The 16438-nt window shown below is 64.8% G+C and carries 17 protein-coding genes; 12 read left to right on the top strand and 5 right to left on the bottom strand.

Translation table 11 applies throughout. From position 1 onward, the window contains the following. Positions 1-4: 4 nt before the first annotated feature. The gene (locus ACIA48_RS22455; RefSeq protein ID WP_396736524.1) at positions 5-706 is read right to left on the bottom strand and encodes a response regulator transcription factor; all 702 of its coding nucleotides are present in this window, start codon (positions 704-706) and stop codon (positions 5-7) included. A gap of 159 nt (positions 707-865) precedes the next feature. On the opposite strand from ACIA48_RS22455, the gene ACIA48_RS22460 reads away from it, so the two are divergent. The 7 genes from ACIA48_RS22460 to ACIA48_RS22490 all read left to right on the top strand — a co-directional run bounded on the left by ACIA48_RS22460 (position 866) and on the right by ACIA48_RS22490 (position 8522). Continuing rightward, positions 866-1855 (top strand): phosphatidylserine/phosphatidylglycerophosphate/cardiolipin synthase family protein, encoded by a 990-nt coding sequence (locus ACIA48_RS22460; RefSeq protein WP_396736526.1) that lies wholly within the window; start codon positions 866-868, stop codon positions 1853-1855. After that, entirely contained in the window at positions 1848-2411 is a 564-nt protein-coding gene (locus ACIA48_RS22465) for a chromate transporter (RefSeq protein WP_396736529.1), read from the top strand. The genes ACIA48_RS22460 and ACIA48_RS22465 overlap by 8 nt, the downstream gene beginning before the upstream one ends. A 5-nt stretch (positions 2412-2416) precedes the next feature. Continuing rightward, complete coding sequence (locus ACIA48_RS22470; protein ID WP_396736531.1) at positions 2417-2962, top strand: chromate transporter; 546 nt, start codon at positions 2417-2419, stop codon at positions 2960-2962. 64 nt (positions 2963-3026) lie between these two features. After that, entirely contained in the window at positions 3027-3905 is an 879-nt protein-coding gene (locus ACIA48_RS22475) for an ion transporter (protein WP_396736534.1), read from the top strand. A 290-nt stretch (positions 3906-4195) separates the two neighbouring features. Further along, positions 4196-6127, top strand: a complete 1932-nt coding sequence (locus ACIA48_RS22480; RefSeq protein ID WP_396736537.1) for an ABC transporter ATP-binding protein — start codon at positions 4196-4198, stop codon at positions 6125-6127. Further along, positions 6124-7947 carry an ABC transporter ATP-binding protein gene (locus ACIA48_RS22485; protein ID WP_396736539.1) on the top strand — a complete coding sequence of 608 codons (1824 nt, stop codon included), beginning with the start codon at positions 6124-6126 and terminating at the stop codon, positions 7945-7947. The genes ACIA48_RS22480 and ACIA48_RS22485 overlap by 4 nt, the downstream gene beginning before the upstream one ends. Before the next feature lie 239 nt (positions 7948-8186). Further along, positions 8187-8522: a hypothetical protein gene (locus ACIA48_RS22490; protein ID WP_396736542.1), complete on the top strand. Its 336-nt coding sequence runs from the start codon at positions 8187-8189 to the stop codon at positions 8520-8522. Between the two features lie 8 nt (positions 8523-8530). Here ACIA48_RS22490 and ACIA48_RS22495 read toward each other — a convergent pair whose 3' ends face one another. Both ACIA48_RS22495 and ACIA48_RS22500 read right to left on the bottom strand, forming a co-directional pair. Further along, positions 8531-9910 carry an NAD(P)-binding protein gene (locus tag ACIA48_RS22495; protein ID WP_396736544.1) on the bottom strand — a complete coding sequence of 460 codons (1380 nt, stop codon included), beginning with the start codon at positions 9908-9910 and terminating at the stop codon, positions 8531-8533. Between the two features lie 7 nt (positions 9911-9917). Beyond that, positions 9918-11021 carry an epoxide hydrolase family protein gene (locus ACIA48_RS22500; RefSeq protein WP_396736547.1) on the bottom strand — a complete coding sequence of 368 codons (1104 nt, stop codon included), beginning with the start codon at positions 11019-11021 and terminating at the stop codon, positions 9918-9920. 100 nt (positions 11022-11121) lie between these two features. Between ACIA48_RS22500 and ACIA48_RS22505 the strand changes: the two genes are divergently transcribed. Next, a complete protein-coding gene (locus ACIA48_RS22505; RefSeq protein ID WP_396736550.1) occupies positions 11122-12738 on the top strand; it encodes an AMP-binding protein in 1617 nt (538 codons plus the stop codon). Positions 12739-12768: 30 nt separating this feature from the next. Next, a complete protein-coding gene (locus ACIA48_RS22510) occupies positions 12769-13170 on the top strand; it encodes a hypothetical protein (RefSeq protein WP_396736552.1) in 402 nt (133 codons plus the stop codon). On the opposite strand, the gene ACIA48_RS22515 is transcribed toward ACIA48_RS22510, so the two are convergent. Further along, positions 13148-14284 (bottom strand): FAD-dependent oxidoreductase, encoded by a 1137-nt coding sequence (locus tag ACIA48_RS22515; protein WP_396736555.1) that lies wholly within the window; start codon positions 14282-14284, stop codon positions 13148-13150. The two genes, ACIA48_RS22510 and ACIA48_RS22515, sit on opposite strands and share 23 nt — an antisense overlap. 101 nt (positions 14285-14385) lie before the next feature. On the opposite strand from ACIA48_RS22515, the gene ACIA48_RS22520 reads away from it, so the two are divergent. From ACIA48_RS22520 to ACIA48_RS22530, 3 genes are read left to right on the top strand one after another with little or no spacing between them, the layout of a single operon-like run. After that, positions 14386-14928, top strand: a complete 543-nt coding sequence (locus ACIA48_RS22520) for a TetR family transcriptional regulator (protein WP_396736558.1) — start codon at positions 14386-14388, stop codon at positions 14926-14928. A gap of 13 nt (positions 14929-14941) precedes the next feature. Next, positions 14942-15391 carry a hypothetical protein gene (locus tag ACIA48_RS22525; RefSeq protein WP_396736561.1) on the top strand — a complete coding sequence of 150 codons (450 nt, stop codon included), beginning with the start codon at positions 14942-14944 and terminating at the stop codon, positions 15389-15391. A gap of 27 nt (positions 15392-15418) precedes the next feature. Beyond that, positions 15419-15664 (top strand): hypothetical protein, encoded by a 246-nt coding sequence (locus ACIA48_RS22530; RefSeq protein WP_396736564.1) that lies wholly within the window; start codon positions 15419-15421, stop codon positions 15662-15664. Here ACIA48_RS22530 and ACIA48_RS22535 read toward each other — a convergent pair. Beyond that, the gene (locus ACIA48_RS22535; RefSeq protein ID WP_396736567.1) at positions 15661-16353 is read right to left on the bottom strand and encodes a hypothetical protein; all 693 of its coding nucleotides are present in this window, start codon (positions 16351-16353) and stop codon (positions 15661-15663) included. The genes ACIA48_RS22530 and ACIA48_RS22535 overlap by 4 nt on opposite strands. Positions 16354-16438 lie beyond the last annotated feature (85 nt).

Raw genomic sequence — 16438 nt, forward strand, 5'->3', positions numbered from 1 at the left:
CGGACTACTGCGTGCGCAGGACGAATCCCACTCCACGCACCGTGTGCAGCAGCCTCGGTGCGCCGCCCGCCTCGAGCTTGCGGCGCAGATAGCCGATAAAGACATCGACGACGTTGGTGTCGGCGGCGAAGTCGTACCCCCACACCAGCTCGAGCAGCTGAGCCCGCGACAGCACCGCGGTCTTGTGCTCGGCCAGCACGGCGAGCAAGTCGAACTCGCGCTTGGTGAGATCGACGTCGACGCCGTTGACGCGGGCGCGGCGGCCGGGGATGTCGACCTCCAGCGGGCCGACTTGGATGGTCTCCGAGGAGAACGTCGCCGTCGAACCGCGCCGGCGCAGCAGCGCCTTCACCCGGGCCACCAGTTCCTGCAGCACAAAAGGTTTGACGAGGTAGTCGTCAGCCCCGGCTTCCAGGCCTGCCACCCGGTCGTCCACCGAACTGCGTGCCGACAGGACGCAAACGGGCACGTCGTTGTCCATCGCGCGCAGCGCGGTCACCACGCTGACGCCGTCGAGCACCGGCATGTTGATGTCGAGCACGATGGCGTCCGGGCGAGTCTCGGTCGCACTGCGCAGCGCCTCGGCGCCGTCGATCGCGGTGGACACGTCGAAACCGGACAGCCGCAGTCCGCGCTCGAGTGAGGCGAGCACGTCGGGGTCGTCGTCGACCACGAGCACCCGGGGTGAGGCAGCGCCACTCTCCATGGCTCCAATCTTGCCTGATGGCCCCCCCGCCATGTGTCAGGCGCGTAAGGACGACGGTCTCGCCGTTGCGACGGTCTTGTCACTGCCGTGTCACGGCGCTCGAAACGATCGGCTGATAGCAAAGCGAGCAAACTCGCACGCTGCTAGCATCCGGAACTTGTGCCAGCTCCTTCTCCCCGGTTGATCGTCGAGCCCGATGACGGTGTCGAACCGGTCCGCGAACTGATCCTCTCGGCACAGAATTCTCTGCTGATCAAACAATTCACCTTCACTGAAGAGTTCTTGATCCAGGCCGTCATCGACCGGCGAAACGCGGGTGTCGACGTGCGCGTCATGCTCAATCCCGCGCGCTCGGGTGGCGACCGAGCCAACGACGAGACGTTCCAGAGGTTCGCCGACGCCGGCATCACCGTCCGCTGGTCCAACCCGAAGTTCTATGTCACGCATGAGAAGTCGATCGTCGCCGACGAGCGAGCCGCTCTCGTCGCGACCTTCAACCTGTGCACGAAGTACTTCACCATGACCCGTGACTATGGCGTCATCACCCATGACCCCGTGCACGTCGCGCAGATCATTGAAGTATTCAACGCCGATTGGCAGGAGCAGGATTGGACCTGCTCGGCGTACGAGGGCCTGCTCTGGAGCAATTCGAATTCACGTCTGCACATGGCTCAGTTCATCGACACGGCTACGCGTCGGCTCGACATCCAGCACCCCAAATATGTCGATGCCGTCATCCTCGAGCGAATCGCGGCCGCGGCCGATCGCGGGGTGAAGGTGCACGTGCTCTGCGGCGGCAAGCATGGCATCAGCGAATGGGACATCCTCGACACTTTCGCTTCGCTGCGCACGCTGCGCCGCTTCGGCGTGAAGGTGCACAAGCAGAAGAATCTGCGGGTGCACGCGAAGCTGCTGGTGGTCGACGACGAACGCGCGCTCGTCGGCTCGATGAACATCGATCGCAGCGCCTTCGATCTGCGCCGTGAGCTCGGCATTCTGGTGTCGGACGCGCCGACCGTGGCACGGTTGAAGCAGGTGTTCGACGAGGACTGGGCGCTGTCGCATCACTATGAGCCGCCGGACCCGCTGGAGACGGCCCGCCATCACGAGGACGACTTCCCGCACGATCACGAACTCATGCATGAGTGAGCCCGAGGCAGGGCTCGAGAAGGTCTCGTTGGCCGAGCTGGCGTGGACGTTCAACCACATCGCGCTGGCGTCGTTCGGAGGCGGTCTGTCGGCGTGGTCCCGTGAGGTGCTCGTCGTCGAGAAGCAGTGGCTCGGCGAAGAGGAGTTCCTCTCCGCGATGACGATGTGCCGGATCCTGCCCGGCGCGAATCAGGTGAACATGGCGGTCTTCGCCGGTAGCAAAGTGCGCGGGTTGACGGGTGTGCTCGCGGCGCTGTTCGGTCTGTGCTTCCTGCCGGTGGTCATCGTTCTCGTGATGGCGTTCCTGTACTTCCGCTTCAAGGAGCAGGCCGCGGTCAAGGGTGTGCTGCACGGTGCATCGGCGGCGGCTGTCGCGCTGACGATCGCCATGGTGATCCAGACGGGTAAGAAGTGCCTGACCGGCCTCGTGCCGGTCGCGCTGTTCTTGGCGGCGTTCGTGCTGAATGGAATTGTGCGGCTGCCGTTGCCGCTGACGCTGTTGATCGTCGCGCCGCTCGCGCTGTTGTGGGCGTGGCCGAGAAAGCGTGCCGCGTAGTCGTCATGGACACCTACCTCCAGCTCGCTGGCATGTTCGCGGGGCTGTCGCTGCTGTCGATCGGCGGCGGCAACGCGGTTCTTCCCGACATGCACCGGCAGGCGGTCAACGGCCATCACTGGATGTCCAATGCGCAGTTCGCCGACATCTTTTCGATCTCGCAGACCGCGCCGGGTCCGAGCATCCTGATCGTCACCCTTGTCGGTTACGGTGCCGGACTGTCAGTCGGCGGCGTGCCCGGGGCGATTGTCGGGGGACTCATCGCCACGGTCGCGATGATCATCCCCGCGGCCTCGCTGATGTACGCGGTGACGCTGTTCTGGCAGAAGGCGCAGAAGTCGAGATGGCGGGTCGCGGTCGAGAAGGGTTTCGCGCCGCTGACCGTCGGTCTGATCATGGCGTCCTCGTTGGTGATGAGCCGGACCGCCGACCATGACTGGCGGGCCTACCTGCTGACCGCGGTCTGCACAGCGATTTTCATCTTCACCAAGACCAATCCGTTGATCGTGGTGGCCGCAGCCGGTGTCATCGGCTATTTCGGGATTGTTTGACGCGGGCGAAAAAAACTGCGCGGTTCGTCCAGCGGATAGGCGTACGGACTGCTATCTACATAGGGTGACGGTCAAATCTCCCGACGCTGTCGGGGCACCGCCGCCTGAACAGGCGCCGGATCCACAGTCGACTTCGCGCTCGATCCCCGATCTCTGCCGCGCGCTGATCAACAACCGCACCTTCGAGCTCGCGATTGTCGCCGTGATCGTTGTGAACGCGATCGTGCTGGGGATGGGGACGTACGCGGATATCGCGAACCGGCACGAACCCCTGTTCAGCACCATCTACAACGTCATCCTGGGCATCTACGTCGTCGAGTTGCTCATCCGGCTGACGGCATATCGGTGGAACCCGCGGGAATTCGTCAAGGACGGCTGGAACGTCTTCGACTTCATCGTCGTCGTCGCATCTTTTGTGCCGTCGCTGCGGGCGAACGCCATGTTGCTGCGGCTCGTGCGGCTGCTGCGCATCGTCCGTCTGGTTCGCTTCCTGCCGGACCTGCGCGTGCTCGTGTCCGCGGCGGGCCGAAGCGTGCCGGGCATCGCATCGTTGGCGGCCGCGACTTTCGTGCTGATCTTCATCTACGGAATGCTCGGCTGGGTGCTGTTCAGCGGGCACGATCCGGCCAACTACGGCAACGTGGGCCAGGCGATGCTGACGATGTTCGTCATGCTCACGTTGGAGAACTTCCCCGACAATGTCGCGATGGGCCAAGCGGTTTCGCAGTGGTCGATCGTGTACTTCATCAGCTACGTGCTGCTGGCCAGCTTCCTGATCTTCAACCTGTTCATCGGGATCGTGCTGAACGCCATGGAGGAAGCACGTGGCGCCGACCGCAAGGAACACGAGACAGATGACCTGCTGGCTCGGCTGCGAGCCGCGCGTGAAGCATTGGAGCAGGCTGAAGAGGAGCTGCAGAAGACGCATCGCGACGACCGCTAGACACGTCACACTCTCCGTAGCTCCGCTCGCCCCGCGACCTAACCCCGTCGCTCGCCGCCGGGGACCACGTCCTACGTGCCAACCTCCGAGCGACTTTGTCGCGCTTCTACGTCGGCCCGTAGTAGGTGAGCGACTTTGTCGCTCAGAGGTTGGCACCAGGTGCCTATACCTCCCTGACGCCGTGCCGGCGCCAGGTAGCCGGCCAGGAAGCATTTGACCTCAATGTTTGTTGAGGTTTTACGGTGCCTCCAGCACGTTAACAGTTTGCACGCAATGGGAAGATCTACTAAGTGACCACGTCCTCCTCGAACGCGCTCCGCGCGGCGCCAGCGATCGCGCCGCCGGCCAAGCGCGCGAGAGCCAGCTCGGATCTGTGGCGCATGCTGCCCTACCTCATGCCCTATCGCGTCCGCTGGATCGCAATGGTGGCGACCGCACTTCTTTCCCTCGTTGCCACCGTGGCGATCCCCCTGATGACCAAGGCCGTCATCGACGGCCCGGTGCGGCACCAGGATCAGCAGGGCCTGTGGCTGCTCGGCGCCGCGGCGATGGGTGTCGGCATCTCCGAGGCGGTGCTGTGGTTCATCCGGCGGTGGCTCGTCGCGCGCGCCACCATGGGCGTGGAGGCCGACATCCGCAAGGACCTCTACGCGCGACTGCAGATCCTGCCGATGAGCTTCCACGGCCGCTGGCAATCCGGTCAGTTGCTGTCACGAATCATGAACGATCTCGGCACGATTCGCCGATTCATGTCCTTCGGCATGGTCTTCCTGATGCTGTCAACGATCCAGATCACCGCGGTGACCATCATCCTGTTGACGATGTACTGGCCACTCGGGGTGGTGGTGCTGCTGTCGATCGTGCCGATCGCCGCGACCGTGCTGCATTTTCAACAGGAGTACGTGCGGCTGTCACGGCTGGCCCAGGACCAGTCGGGACACGTCGCCACCCACGTCGAGGAATCCGCCCTGGGCCTGCGGGTGGTGAAGTCGTTCGGCCGTGAAGAGTACGTCTACGACCGTTTCGACGAACAGGTCAAAGATCTCTATGAAACCCAGGTCACCAGGGTGTCGGTGTCCGCGAAGTTCTGGACGCTGCTCGAGGTCATCCCGAACCTGACGCTGATCGTGGTGCTCGGCTTCGGCGCCTACGCCGCCGGGCACGGTCTGGTCACCATGGGCACGCTCGTCGCGTTCATCACGATGATGCTGTCGTTGGTCTGGCCGATCGCGTCGCTGGGATTCCTGCTGTCGATGACGCAGGAGTCATTCACCGCCGCCAATCGCATCGCCGAGATCTTCGATGCACCAATGGACATCGTCGACGGACCCGATGCCGTCCCGCCGTCGCGCGGGCGGCTCGAACTCGTCGACGTCGGGTTCCGGTTTCCGGACGCCAAGGACGACGACTGGGCGCTTCGGCACGTCACCGTCACCGTGGAACCCGGCGAGACGCTGGCGCTGGTCGGCGCGACCGGGTCGGGCAAGTCCGTGTTGGCATCACTGGTGTCGCGGCTTTACGACGTCACCGAGGGCTCGATCCGCATCGACGGCACCGACATTCGCGATCTGACGCTGCCCGCGCTGCGCACGACCGTGGCCACCGCGTTCGAGGATCCGACGCTGTTCTCCATGTCCGTCGCCGAGAACCTGAGGCTGGGCGCACCGGATGCGACCAACGAACAGATGGCGCAGGCGATCGACGTCGCCGCCGCACAGTTCGTCTACGATCTGCCGTTCGGTCTGGACACCCGCATCGGTGAGCAGGGGATGAGCCTGTCCGGCGGTCAGCGGCAACGGCTTTCGCTCGCGCGCGCCATCCTCGCGGCGCCGCGAATCCTCGTCCTCGACGACACGCTGTCTGCACTGGACGTGCACACCGAGGCCGTAGTCGAGGAGGCGTTGCGTCGGGTGCTGCACGCGGTGACCGGCATCGTGGTCGCCCACCGGGCGTCGACCGTATTGCTCGCCGACAAGGTCGCACTGCTGGACGACGGTGTCATCACCCACGTCGGCACCCACGCCGAATTGCTTGCCTCCGTACCGCAGTACCGCTATCTGCTCGCCGCCGACGACGAACTCGACGACGGCTGCGAACGTGCCTGCGACTGGCAGGAGGACGACGACCGTCACCGTCTCGATCACACGTACAGCGAGCAGGAAGCGCTGGAGAGCGAACGCGTCGATCGGCGATTCGTCACCTCGGAGGCTGAGGGCCGATGAGTACCACCGAGTGGCGCGGCCGGTTCGACGAGGCCCAGGACGACGACCTGCCGATCGACGAGAGCCTGCCGCGGCGGCGCGAGGCCCGGGCGCTGCTCGGCTCGCTGCTGCGGCCGTACAGCAGGACGGTGGCGTTGCTCGCGCTCGTCGTCGTGGTGGAAAACGCTGCGCGCCTTTCCGTTCCGATTCTGGTGCAGCGAGGCATCGACCGCGGTATCCCGCCGATCGTCGACGGCGGTTCGGCGCACACCCTCATGCTTGTCGTGGCGAGCCTGGCTGCGGTGGTGCTGGTGCAGGCCGTCAGCAGAATCTTCTTCCTGCGGCGTTCGGGTCGTATCGGACAGAAGGTCCTGACGGAACTGCGGCGCCGGGTGTTCCGGCACTTTCAGCGACTCGACGTCAGATTCCACGACCGCTACACCTCGGGCCGGGTGGTGAGTCGGTCCACGAACGACATTGAGGCCATCCAGGACATGCTGGAGACAGGTTTCGACAGCATGATCACCGCGGCGCTGACTCTGGTTGGCACATCCATTTTGCTTGTGACGCTGGATGTTCGGCTCGGCCTGATGTGTTTGATCGCGTTCCCGATCCTGGTCGCGCTGGTGTGGTGGTTCCGCAACGAGTCGGCCAAGGTCTACCGCAAGGTGCGCGAAAGCGCGGCGCTGGTGATCGTGCAGTTCGTCGAGACGATGACCGGTATCAAGGCGGTGCACGCGTACCGGCGCGAACCCCGCAACCAGGAGATCTTCGAGGACATCGCCGACGACTACCGCGAGATCAACGAGAAGACCTTTCGCTTGCTCGCGATTTTCATGCCCGGCGTGAAACTCGTCGGCAACTTGACCACCAGTGTCGTGCTGCTCTACGGCGGCTACCGGGTGCTGCACGGTGAGATGACCATCGGCACTCTGGCCGCGTTCTTGCTCTACCTGCGGATGTTCTTCGAGCCGATGCAAGAGATCTCGCAGTTCTTCAACACCTTCCAGTCCGCGTCGTCTGCGCTGGAGAAGCTCGCGGGTGTGCTCGCCGAGGAGCCGGGCATCCGCGATCCAGAGCAGCCCGTCGAACTCGACACGGTGCAGGGTGACATCGCGTTCCACGACGTGCAGTTCTCGTATGTCGAGGGACGTCCCGTCTTGCCGGATCTGGACTTCGCGGTGCCCGCGGGTCAGACGGTCGCACTCGTCGGCACCACAGGTGCGGGCAAGACAACGATCGCGAAACTCATTGCGCGCTTCTACGATCCGTCGTCGGGCGCGGTGACACTCGACGGCGTCGACCTACGCGATCTCGCCCAGACCGATCTGCGTCGCCACGTCGTCATGGTCACGCAGGAGAACTTCATGTTCGAAGGCACCGTGGCCGACAACATCCGATTCGGCAGGCCCGACGCTACTGACGAGGAGATCGTCGCGGCGGCCACCGCCGTCGGCGCGGACCGGTTCATCTCCGCGCTGCCCGACGGTTATGACACCGACGTAGCCAAGCGCGGCGGCCGCTTGTCGGCGGGCCAGCGGCAATTGGTGGCGTTCGCCAGGGCGTTCCTCGCCGACCCGGCGGTACTGATCCTCGACGAGGCGACGTCGTCGCTGGACATTCCGAGCGAGCGGATGGTGCAGCGGGCACTGGAGACGGTGCTGGCGGACCGGACCGCACTCGTCATCGCACACCGGCTGTCTACCGTTCAGGTCGCCGACCGGGTGCTGGTGCTCGAGCACGGCCGCATCATCGAGGACGGCGCGCCGGACGAGCTGATCGGCCGCAGCGACGGTAAGTACGCGGCGCTGCACCGCGCCTGGGAAGACTCACTGGCCTAAAACCTCCGTTGACTCTGCTACCAGGGCGCCGGAATCCGCGATTTCAGGGCCCTGGGCGCAGAGTCAACCCAGAACTGGGCCAGCGACGTCGTTGCTTCCTTGGGGGATAGCAGACCCTTACTCCACGGACCCGAAAACTGGCCTTCCGACTATTCCGGCATAGCCACCCGAAGCGCGACGATTCGTTCACCTCCACGGGTACCCGCCGAACGGGTCCTGACAGCCGAAAGGTACATCCTGTGAACATTGCGCACGAACTCAGGACGACGGACTCCGCTCGCACGCGGACACAGAAGCTGGCGGGCGCGTTTGTCGCGGCCAGCGCCATTGCGGCAGCGATGCTGCTGACAACTTTGGCCGACCATGCCAAGCCACCGTCCAACGCCCATGTCGTCATCCTTGCCGATGATGACGACGAAGTTCCGACCCTCAAACCATTCCCGACGGACGAACTGCCGGAACCGACCCTGAAGCCGTTCCCGACTGAGTCCACGACGCCGCCGGCCCCTCAGCGGGGTGGTTCCGGTGGCATCCACGTGCCTGAGCGCGCCGGAGGGGGTTTGGCTGTCGGATAGCAGGGCTCTTAACCCTCCTGCGCGATCAGCTTCTCCAGCTTGTCGTTGATGACGGGCATATTGGAGTTCAGCACCGAGATGATCTTCTCGCGGGCACGCTCGCTGACGCCGGCCGACACGTGGTGTAACACATTGAGCCGAGACGCGTCGACCCATGCCATCATGTCCGCGTCGGAAAACCATTGCAGCTGATTCTTGTTGAATGCGAGCATCATTCGCAGCCAGTCGATGGGATCGGACGGATACGGCACCGGGTTGCAGTACGCGTTCTTCGTCTCGTCATCGGGGTAGGTCGCTTCGACGTGGCCTATGACGGCGGCGCTGAACGCCGGCTGACAGGTCCGCACCGCTTGCAACGCAATGCCCTCGTCGGTGAAGATCGTCGCCGGGGCGATGCGTGCGAAACCGTCTGCGCTGCAGTCGATGTACAGTGCCGAACCGTCGACGTCGAGGGTCCCGTCCTCGAGCGTGATACGGCCCGGCTCGATGGACTGGACGTGTCCCATCCGCACGACGTCGGAGATGCGTCGCAGCTCCTCGAGTTCGGCCTTCGACAGGATCGCGCACCGGTACATCGTCGGCTCCACGGAGGTGTCGATGCGCTGCAGGCACCCCTTGGCCTCCAGGATGGAGAACAGGTCCGGTATCGACTCGGCCTCCAGCACCGCGTTCAGCTGATTGGAGAAGTCGCGCAACACGCCACGCGCGAATTGCGAGCCGGGTTGGATCGCCGCACGATCGAGCATCCACGAGTCGCGCGGCTTGATCCACGTCAGCCGCGCCGGCTCCACGCCGTGCCGCAACAGCCACAGGCACGCATCCATCGCGGTCTTGCCCGCACCGACGATCACATACTGGTCGCGGGCCTCCCGGATGCGCGGCAGTGCGTTTGGCGGCACACACTCGACACCTGGAGCGACGGCGTAGGACGGTCCCCGCATCGACGGCACGACGATCTCGACGTGCGTGGTGACGACGCGTCGCGCGGTCACTTCGATCTCCTCGCCGCCGAGCGTGCGCACGCGCCCGTCGCCGAGGTATTCGCTCATCGGCAGATACGTCACCCGACCCGTCGGCAGCAGCTGCTGGCGCATCACGGCATCGAAGTAGGCGCAGACCTCGCCGCCGCTGGCCAATTCGAAGTAGCCGGCGTTGAGGCCGCTGTGGTCGATCGTGTCGCTGCCGAGGTTCCGCGAGTTCACGCCGTAGTAGGCCGACGGCTGATGGAGCCGCACGAATGGATACGACGTCGTCCAGTGACCGCCCGGTTGGTCGTTGCGGTCGACCACGACGACCGTCGCGTCCGTTTCGGCCACCAGCGTGTCGGTGAACGCGAGCCCCATCGCGCCCGCGCCGACGACGAGGTAGTCCGCCTCGATCGTTCGCATAAATCTCCTAGCGCAGCGTGTCGAAGAACTTCTGCACGTCGTCGACGTAGAGCTCGGGTTGCTCGAACGCCGCGAAGTGACCCCCGCGCGGCATGTCCGTCCAGTGGGTGATGTTGTACCCACCTTCGCACCAACTACGCGGCGCCTTGAGGATCTCCCTGGGGAACGCCGCGATGCCGGTGGGCAGTTCGACGCGGTCGAAGCTGCCGAAGGCGTTGAAACTCTCCCAGTACAGCCGCGCCGATGACGCTCCGGACGCGGTCAGCCAGTACAGCATCACATTGTCGAGCATTTCGTCCTTGGTCAGCACGTTCTCGGGATCGCCGTCGCTGTCTGTCCACGACCAGAACTTCTCGACGATCCACGCCAGCTGGCCGACAGGGGAGTCCACCAACCCGTAGCCGACGGTCTGCGGCCGCGTCGACTGCTGTTTGGAATAGCCGGAATCCCACTTCTGGTAGTACTGCCCGCGTTCGAGCGCCGCCTTCTCATCGTCGGTCGGATTGTCGAGTTTGCCCGGCGGAAAGCCCAGCGGCATGTTCAGGTGGATGCCCACACAGCGGCCCTGATTGCGACCGATCTGGGTGGTGACGGCCGCACCCCAGTCGCCGCCCTGCGCTCCGAAGCGTTCATAGCCGAGCCTGCCCATCAGGGTGTCCCACGCCGTCGCGATCTTCTCGACGCCCCAGCCCGTCGTAGTCGGTTTCGCGGAGAAGCCGTATCCCGGCAGCGACGGGCACACCACGTCGAACCCCCGCTCGGTGAGCGGCTCGATGACCTTTGCGAACTCGACGATCGAGCCCGGCCAGCCGTGGGTGATCAGCAGCGGAAACGCGTTCTCCTGTCCCGATCGCTGATGGATGAAATGGATGTCGAGACCGTCGATTTCGGTGGTGAAGTGGTCGAAACGGTTCAGCGCTGCCTCGCGTGCCCGCCAGTCGTAGTCGTTGGCCCAGTAGTCGGCCAGCCTGCGGGTGTACTCCAGTGGGATGCCCTGGTTCCAGTCGTCGACGCATTCGGCATCCGGCCAGCGGGTGCGGGCCAGCCTGGCCTTCAGGTCGTCGAGGTCGGCGTCGGGTATCGCGATTCGGAATTCAGAGACCTGGCCCATGGCCCCCATCCTTACCGACTCTTACGCCGAGCCTGCGGACAGATCGCGAATTTCCGCCGATTCGCGATCTCTGCGCAGTTTCGACGCAACGATGAGGGCCATGAAGTCGCAAGACGCGGGCCCGACCGACATCCCGATTCTCGAGGAGACCATCGGGCAGAACTTCGAACGCATCGTCGCGGCCAACTCCGACGGCGATGCGTTGGTTGACATGGCAAGTAGTCGGCGATGGACGTACGCCGAACTGAACGACGACGTCGACGTGATCGCGCGCGGGCTCATGGCGCTGGGCATCGATCGCGGTGAGCGCGTCGGTATCTGGGCGCCCAACTGCCCCGAGTGGACGATCGTGCAGTACGCGACCGCGAAAATCGGCGCAATCCTCGTCAACATCAATCCCGCCTACCGCACACACGAACTCGCGTACGTGTTGAAGCAGTCTGGTATCCGGACCCTGATCTCCGCCACGTCGTTCAAGTCCTCGGACTACGTGAGCATGGTCGACGAGGTGCGAGCCGACGCACCCGACCTGCGAGACGTGCTGTACCTCGGTGAGGACTGGCAAGCGCTCGTCGACAAATCCCATGAGGTCGACGTCGACGACCTACGGGCGAGGATGGACTCGCTGGAGAACACCCAGCCGATCAACATCCAATACACCTCGGGCACAACGGGTTTTCCCAAGGGTGCCACGCTGTCGCATCGCAATATCCTCAACAACGGGTACTTCACCACCGAGCTCATCAACTTCGGCCCGAACGACCGCTTGTGCATCCCGGTGCCCTTCTACCACTGCTTCGGCATGGTCATGGGCAATCTGGGCTGCACCAGCCACGGCGCCACCATGGTGATCCCGGCTCCGGCGTTCGATCCGGCGCTCACGCTGGATGCCATCGAAAAAGAAAGGTGCACAGGCGTTTACGGGGTGCCGACGATGTTCATCGCGATGCTCGGCCAGCCCGACCTGGCACAACGAGATCTGTCCTCACTGAGGACGGGCATCATGGCCGGATCGGTCTGCCCCGTCGAGGTCATGAAGCGCTGCGTCAACGACATGCACATGACCGAGCTCGCCATCGCCTACGGGATGACCGAGACGTCGCCCGTGTCGTGCCAGACGCTCATCGACGACGACCTCGAACGGCGCACCAGTTCGATCGGGCGGGCCCATCCGCACGTCGAGATCAAAATCGTCGACCCTGAAAACGGCGAGGTCGTCGAGCGCGGTCAGCCCGGCGAATTCTGCACGCGCGGTTACTCGGTGATGCTCGGCTATTGGGAGGACGCGGCCAAGACGGAGGAGGCCATCGACACCGACGGCTGGATGCACACCGGCGATCTCGCCGTCATGCGTGACGACGGGTACTGCAACGTCGTCGGCCGCATCAAGGACATGGTGATCCGCGGCGGCGAGAACATCTACCCGCGTGAGATCGAGGAGTTCCTCTACACCCATCCCGATGTCGATGACGCACAGGTGATCGGCGTCCCCGACGCGAAGTACGGCGAGGAAGTCTGCGCGTGGGTGCGGATGAAGCCGGGCAAGGACCCGCTGGACGCTCGAGCCCTGCGGGACTTCGCCAGCGGGAAGCTGGCCCACTACAAGATCCCGCGCTACGTGCACGTCGTCGACGAGTTCCCGATGACGGTCACCGGCAAGGTGCGAAAAGTCGAGATGCGTGCCGAAACAGTGAAAATTCTCGGCCTGGAGGGATGAGTTCTGGTCGCCGCCGAAGTCTTTACCGATGTGACTTCACCATCGACGGTTGCGCGACGGGCGTGCGCAGCGCTCGCGGCCACGTCGGCCGGACTGCATGCGGTGATGCTCGGCCATGCGTCCGGCTTGATCGTGACCGGTCTGCTCGCGACGATGATCGTGGCGTGCCTGTACTGCGCCCGCGAGCTGTGGCGCGCAGGCACGGCGCGGGCCTGGGTGGTCGTCGCCCTGATGAACCTCGCCATGATCGCGTTGCACCTGCCTGCTCCCGCACATCATCACGGTGCGCCTCACGTCGCGGCGCCGACGCCGTCGACGCTCATGACGGTGGCGACTCTGCTGGCGTTCGTCGAGATCGTCGCCGCGACTGCGGCGTTGTACGTCGGCAGCCGCGGCCGCATGGTCGCGCTCAGCGGTACACGAGACCGCTGAGCCTGCGGGCCAGCGCCAGCCGAACCCGTGGCACCCGCCCGAGCACACCGATGACGGCATTGCGTATCGGGCGTGCCGCGCGCGGCGCCGTGGCCAGCCGGGTGAGCCGATCCGTCATCGTCACAACATCTTTCGCGATCGGCCGCCGGACGTCGCTGTAGTCGTCGAGCAGGCTGTCCGGCGCGCCACCGAGCACGGCGGCGAGCGCATCGGCCAACGCAATGGCGTCCTGGATACCCAGATTCATACCCTGTCCGCCTGCCGGGCTGTGTACGTGCGCGGCGTCACCGGCGAGCAGCAGTCGGCCGGCGCGGAAGGTGTCGGCGACGCGGTGGTGGACGCGGAATCGCGAACCCCAGATCACGTCGGTGACGACCAACCGGTCCGCACCCACGCGGGTGTCGAGAATCTGTTGGACAAATTGCGCTGACGGTTCCTCAGGCGCGTCGGCGACCGGCGCGACGATTCGGTAGGTGCCGTCGGGCAACGGTGCTACCACCGTCAGGCCCGCAGTGGCCCAGTAGAGGATGACCTCCTCGTGGGGCGCGTCGCCGGACAGCCTGACATCGGCGAGCATGAAGGATTCGTCGTACACGCTGCCTTCGAAGTCGATCCCGGCCTGTTGGCGCACGATGCTGCGAATGCCGTCCGCGCCGACGACGTAGCGCGCGCGGATGACGTCGCCGTCCTCGAACGTCGCCGTCACGCCGTCGGCATCCTGGTTGATCGCGGTGACGGTCCTCGGACGCTGCACGGATCCGCCGAGTTCTTGAAGACGTTCGAGCAGCAGCCGCTCGGTGGTCGACTGCGGCACCATCAGCGAGTACGGATAGTCGGTGGGCAACCCGCTGAAATCGATCGGAATCAGCGTGCGACCCCGGTCGCGGATCGTGAACAACGGTGCTTCGACGCCCTCTTTGACCAGTCGCCTAGCCACGTCTACGTGTTCCAGGACCTCGAGCGTGCGGGCGTTGACCACGGCGGCGCGCGAGGTGTTGGCCCCCGCGGTCTGCTGGTCGACGACAGTGGCCGACACCCCGCGGGCGGCCAGTGAGGCGGCCAGTGCCAAACCGGTCGGACCTGCGCCGATGACCAATACTTGAGTGTCGTACATCGTTTTCTCCTTCACTCTGAAGTGCTATGCCAACACTTGTTGGCATAACTATGCGCGCACCAATGCGCTATGTCAACACTTGTTGGCCTACAATCGTTGGCATGCGGAGATCGTCGGAACAGACCAAAGCCGAGATCTTGGCGGCGGCGAGGGAGCAATTCGCCAAAGTCGGGTTCGAACGCGCGACCATCAGGGCCATCGCGGCGGATGCCAACATCGACCCGTCGATGGTGATGCGGTACTTCGGGAACAAGGATCAGCTGTTCGCCGCGGCGGCCGATTTCGACCTGGAGATGCCCGACCTCAGCGCCGTCGGCCGCGACCAGCTTGGGGCCGCGCTCGTCGATCACTTCATGAACCGGTGGGAACGTGACGAGGTCCTCATCGTGCTGCTGCGGGCCAGCGCCACCAATGCCGAAGCGGCGCAACGCATGCGAGTGATGTTCGCAAGTCAGCTGCTGCCCGTGATCGCGAAGATCAACCCCGACGAGCCGGAACGGCGAGCGGCATTGATCGCCACGCAGACGCTCGGACTGGCGCTGTGCCGGTATGTCCTGCAGTTGCCCCCAATCGTGGCCATGCCGCACGACGAGGCGGTCGCGTGGCTCGGACCCACCCTTCAGCGGTATCTCGAGGCGCCCTAGATAATCGGCGGTGATGTGGACTCCGACGCTCGTCCTGATCGCCACCAGTACCCTCGTCGCCTGCGTTCTTCTCGGCGGCGGCCTCTATGAAACCGTCGTCGTCGATCCCGCCTGGCCCAAGCGCCCCGGCATCATCCAGGCGCACAACGGCGGCATCTCGCGGCGCCGATTCTGGATTCCCGCGCACACCCTGTTCGAGGTGCTGTTGGTCGTCGCGCTGATCGCCTCCTGGGGCGACGCCGACGTCCGTCTCGCGCTGCTGGTGGCGCTGGTCAGCCATGCCGTGATGCGGGTGTGGTCGTTCGTCGACTTCGTGCCGAAGGCGGTGCAATTCGAGAAAGCGGACCCAGCCGGTGTCGACGAGGCGGCTGCGGTGGCATGGACCCGCCGCAGCCTGTTGCGACTGCCGCTGGACCTCGTCACGTGCGCCGCGTTGCTTTGGGCGCTGGCGGGGTATGGCTAACCATGTCTGCGGAGAAGGGAGCCGCTCGTGATCACACCCGACGATTTGCGCCGGCTGTTGGGAGCCACTGAGAAAGACGCCATCCTCGTCTTGGTCGAAGGACGTATCGACGTGATCGGAGCCGGCCAACTCGCGTCCGACCAGTACCGAGGTGCGTTGGAAGTGATCTCACGCGACGATCTCGCCAAGCGTCTCGGCGACGCGCCGTCTGAACACGACTTCGCCGAGCAGGCGGGTGCTCTCGACGCCCTGATATCAGATCTGGGTGCCTAGGCTTCGATCTCGCCTGCGATCTTGCGTTCGATGCTGGCGCGGGTGATGGCGGGCAACACGATCAGCCCGTCGAGCTCTTTCTGGGCGCGCGCGTACGCGGCCTTGCGCTCCTCGTTCGTGGCGCCGCCGTCCGAGGCGAGGCGCAGCAGATGATGTGCGCTTTCGAGACGTTCCTGCGCCTCGGCGGAGAAGTCGCTACGACGTCTGCGGGTGGCCTCCGCCTCGGCCACGTCGAACGCGGCAACGTATTCGTGGACCGCGTCGCGGTACTCCAGTTGGGCATCGCGATCGTCGAGCATGTCGTCGACGCCATCCGGACGCAGCAGGTCCGCGCGGCTGCGGGCCTTGTGGAACGCGATGGTCAACGGGTCGCGCATATCGGTCATCAGTGGGAAGTCCAGCAGCTTGGCCACGTCGATCTCGTATTCGAGCCAGCGGGCATCGGTGTTGTCATGGCGGGCCAGCACTTTCGTCATCTCCCGGCGGTTGGCGGCCTCGTTGGTGCGGGCCCGGCCCGACGCCTCCGCGAGTGCGACCTTGGTCTGCTGTTTGATCCGGTAGCGCTCGAGCCGTCGTTGCGCGCGACGTTCATTGGCCGCCTGTACGGCCTTCAATCCACCGCCGATGACCCCACTGAGCGGGAAGATCAGCCACCAGAAGTTTCCGGCGAAATGCAGGAAGGCTTCCACCCCTCCCAGAATGCCATCATTGGGCGGCCACGCGTCTCGCGAGATCTACACCAGGGTCGTTGTTTCGCTGGCGCGCACAGCCCTC

This window comes from Mycobacterium sp. NPDC051804 (assembly GCF_044452905.1).
GTDB lineage: Bacteria > Actinomycetota > Actinomycetes > Mycobacteriales > Mycobacteriaceae > Mycobacterium.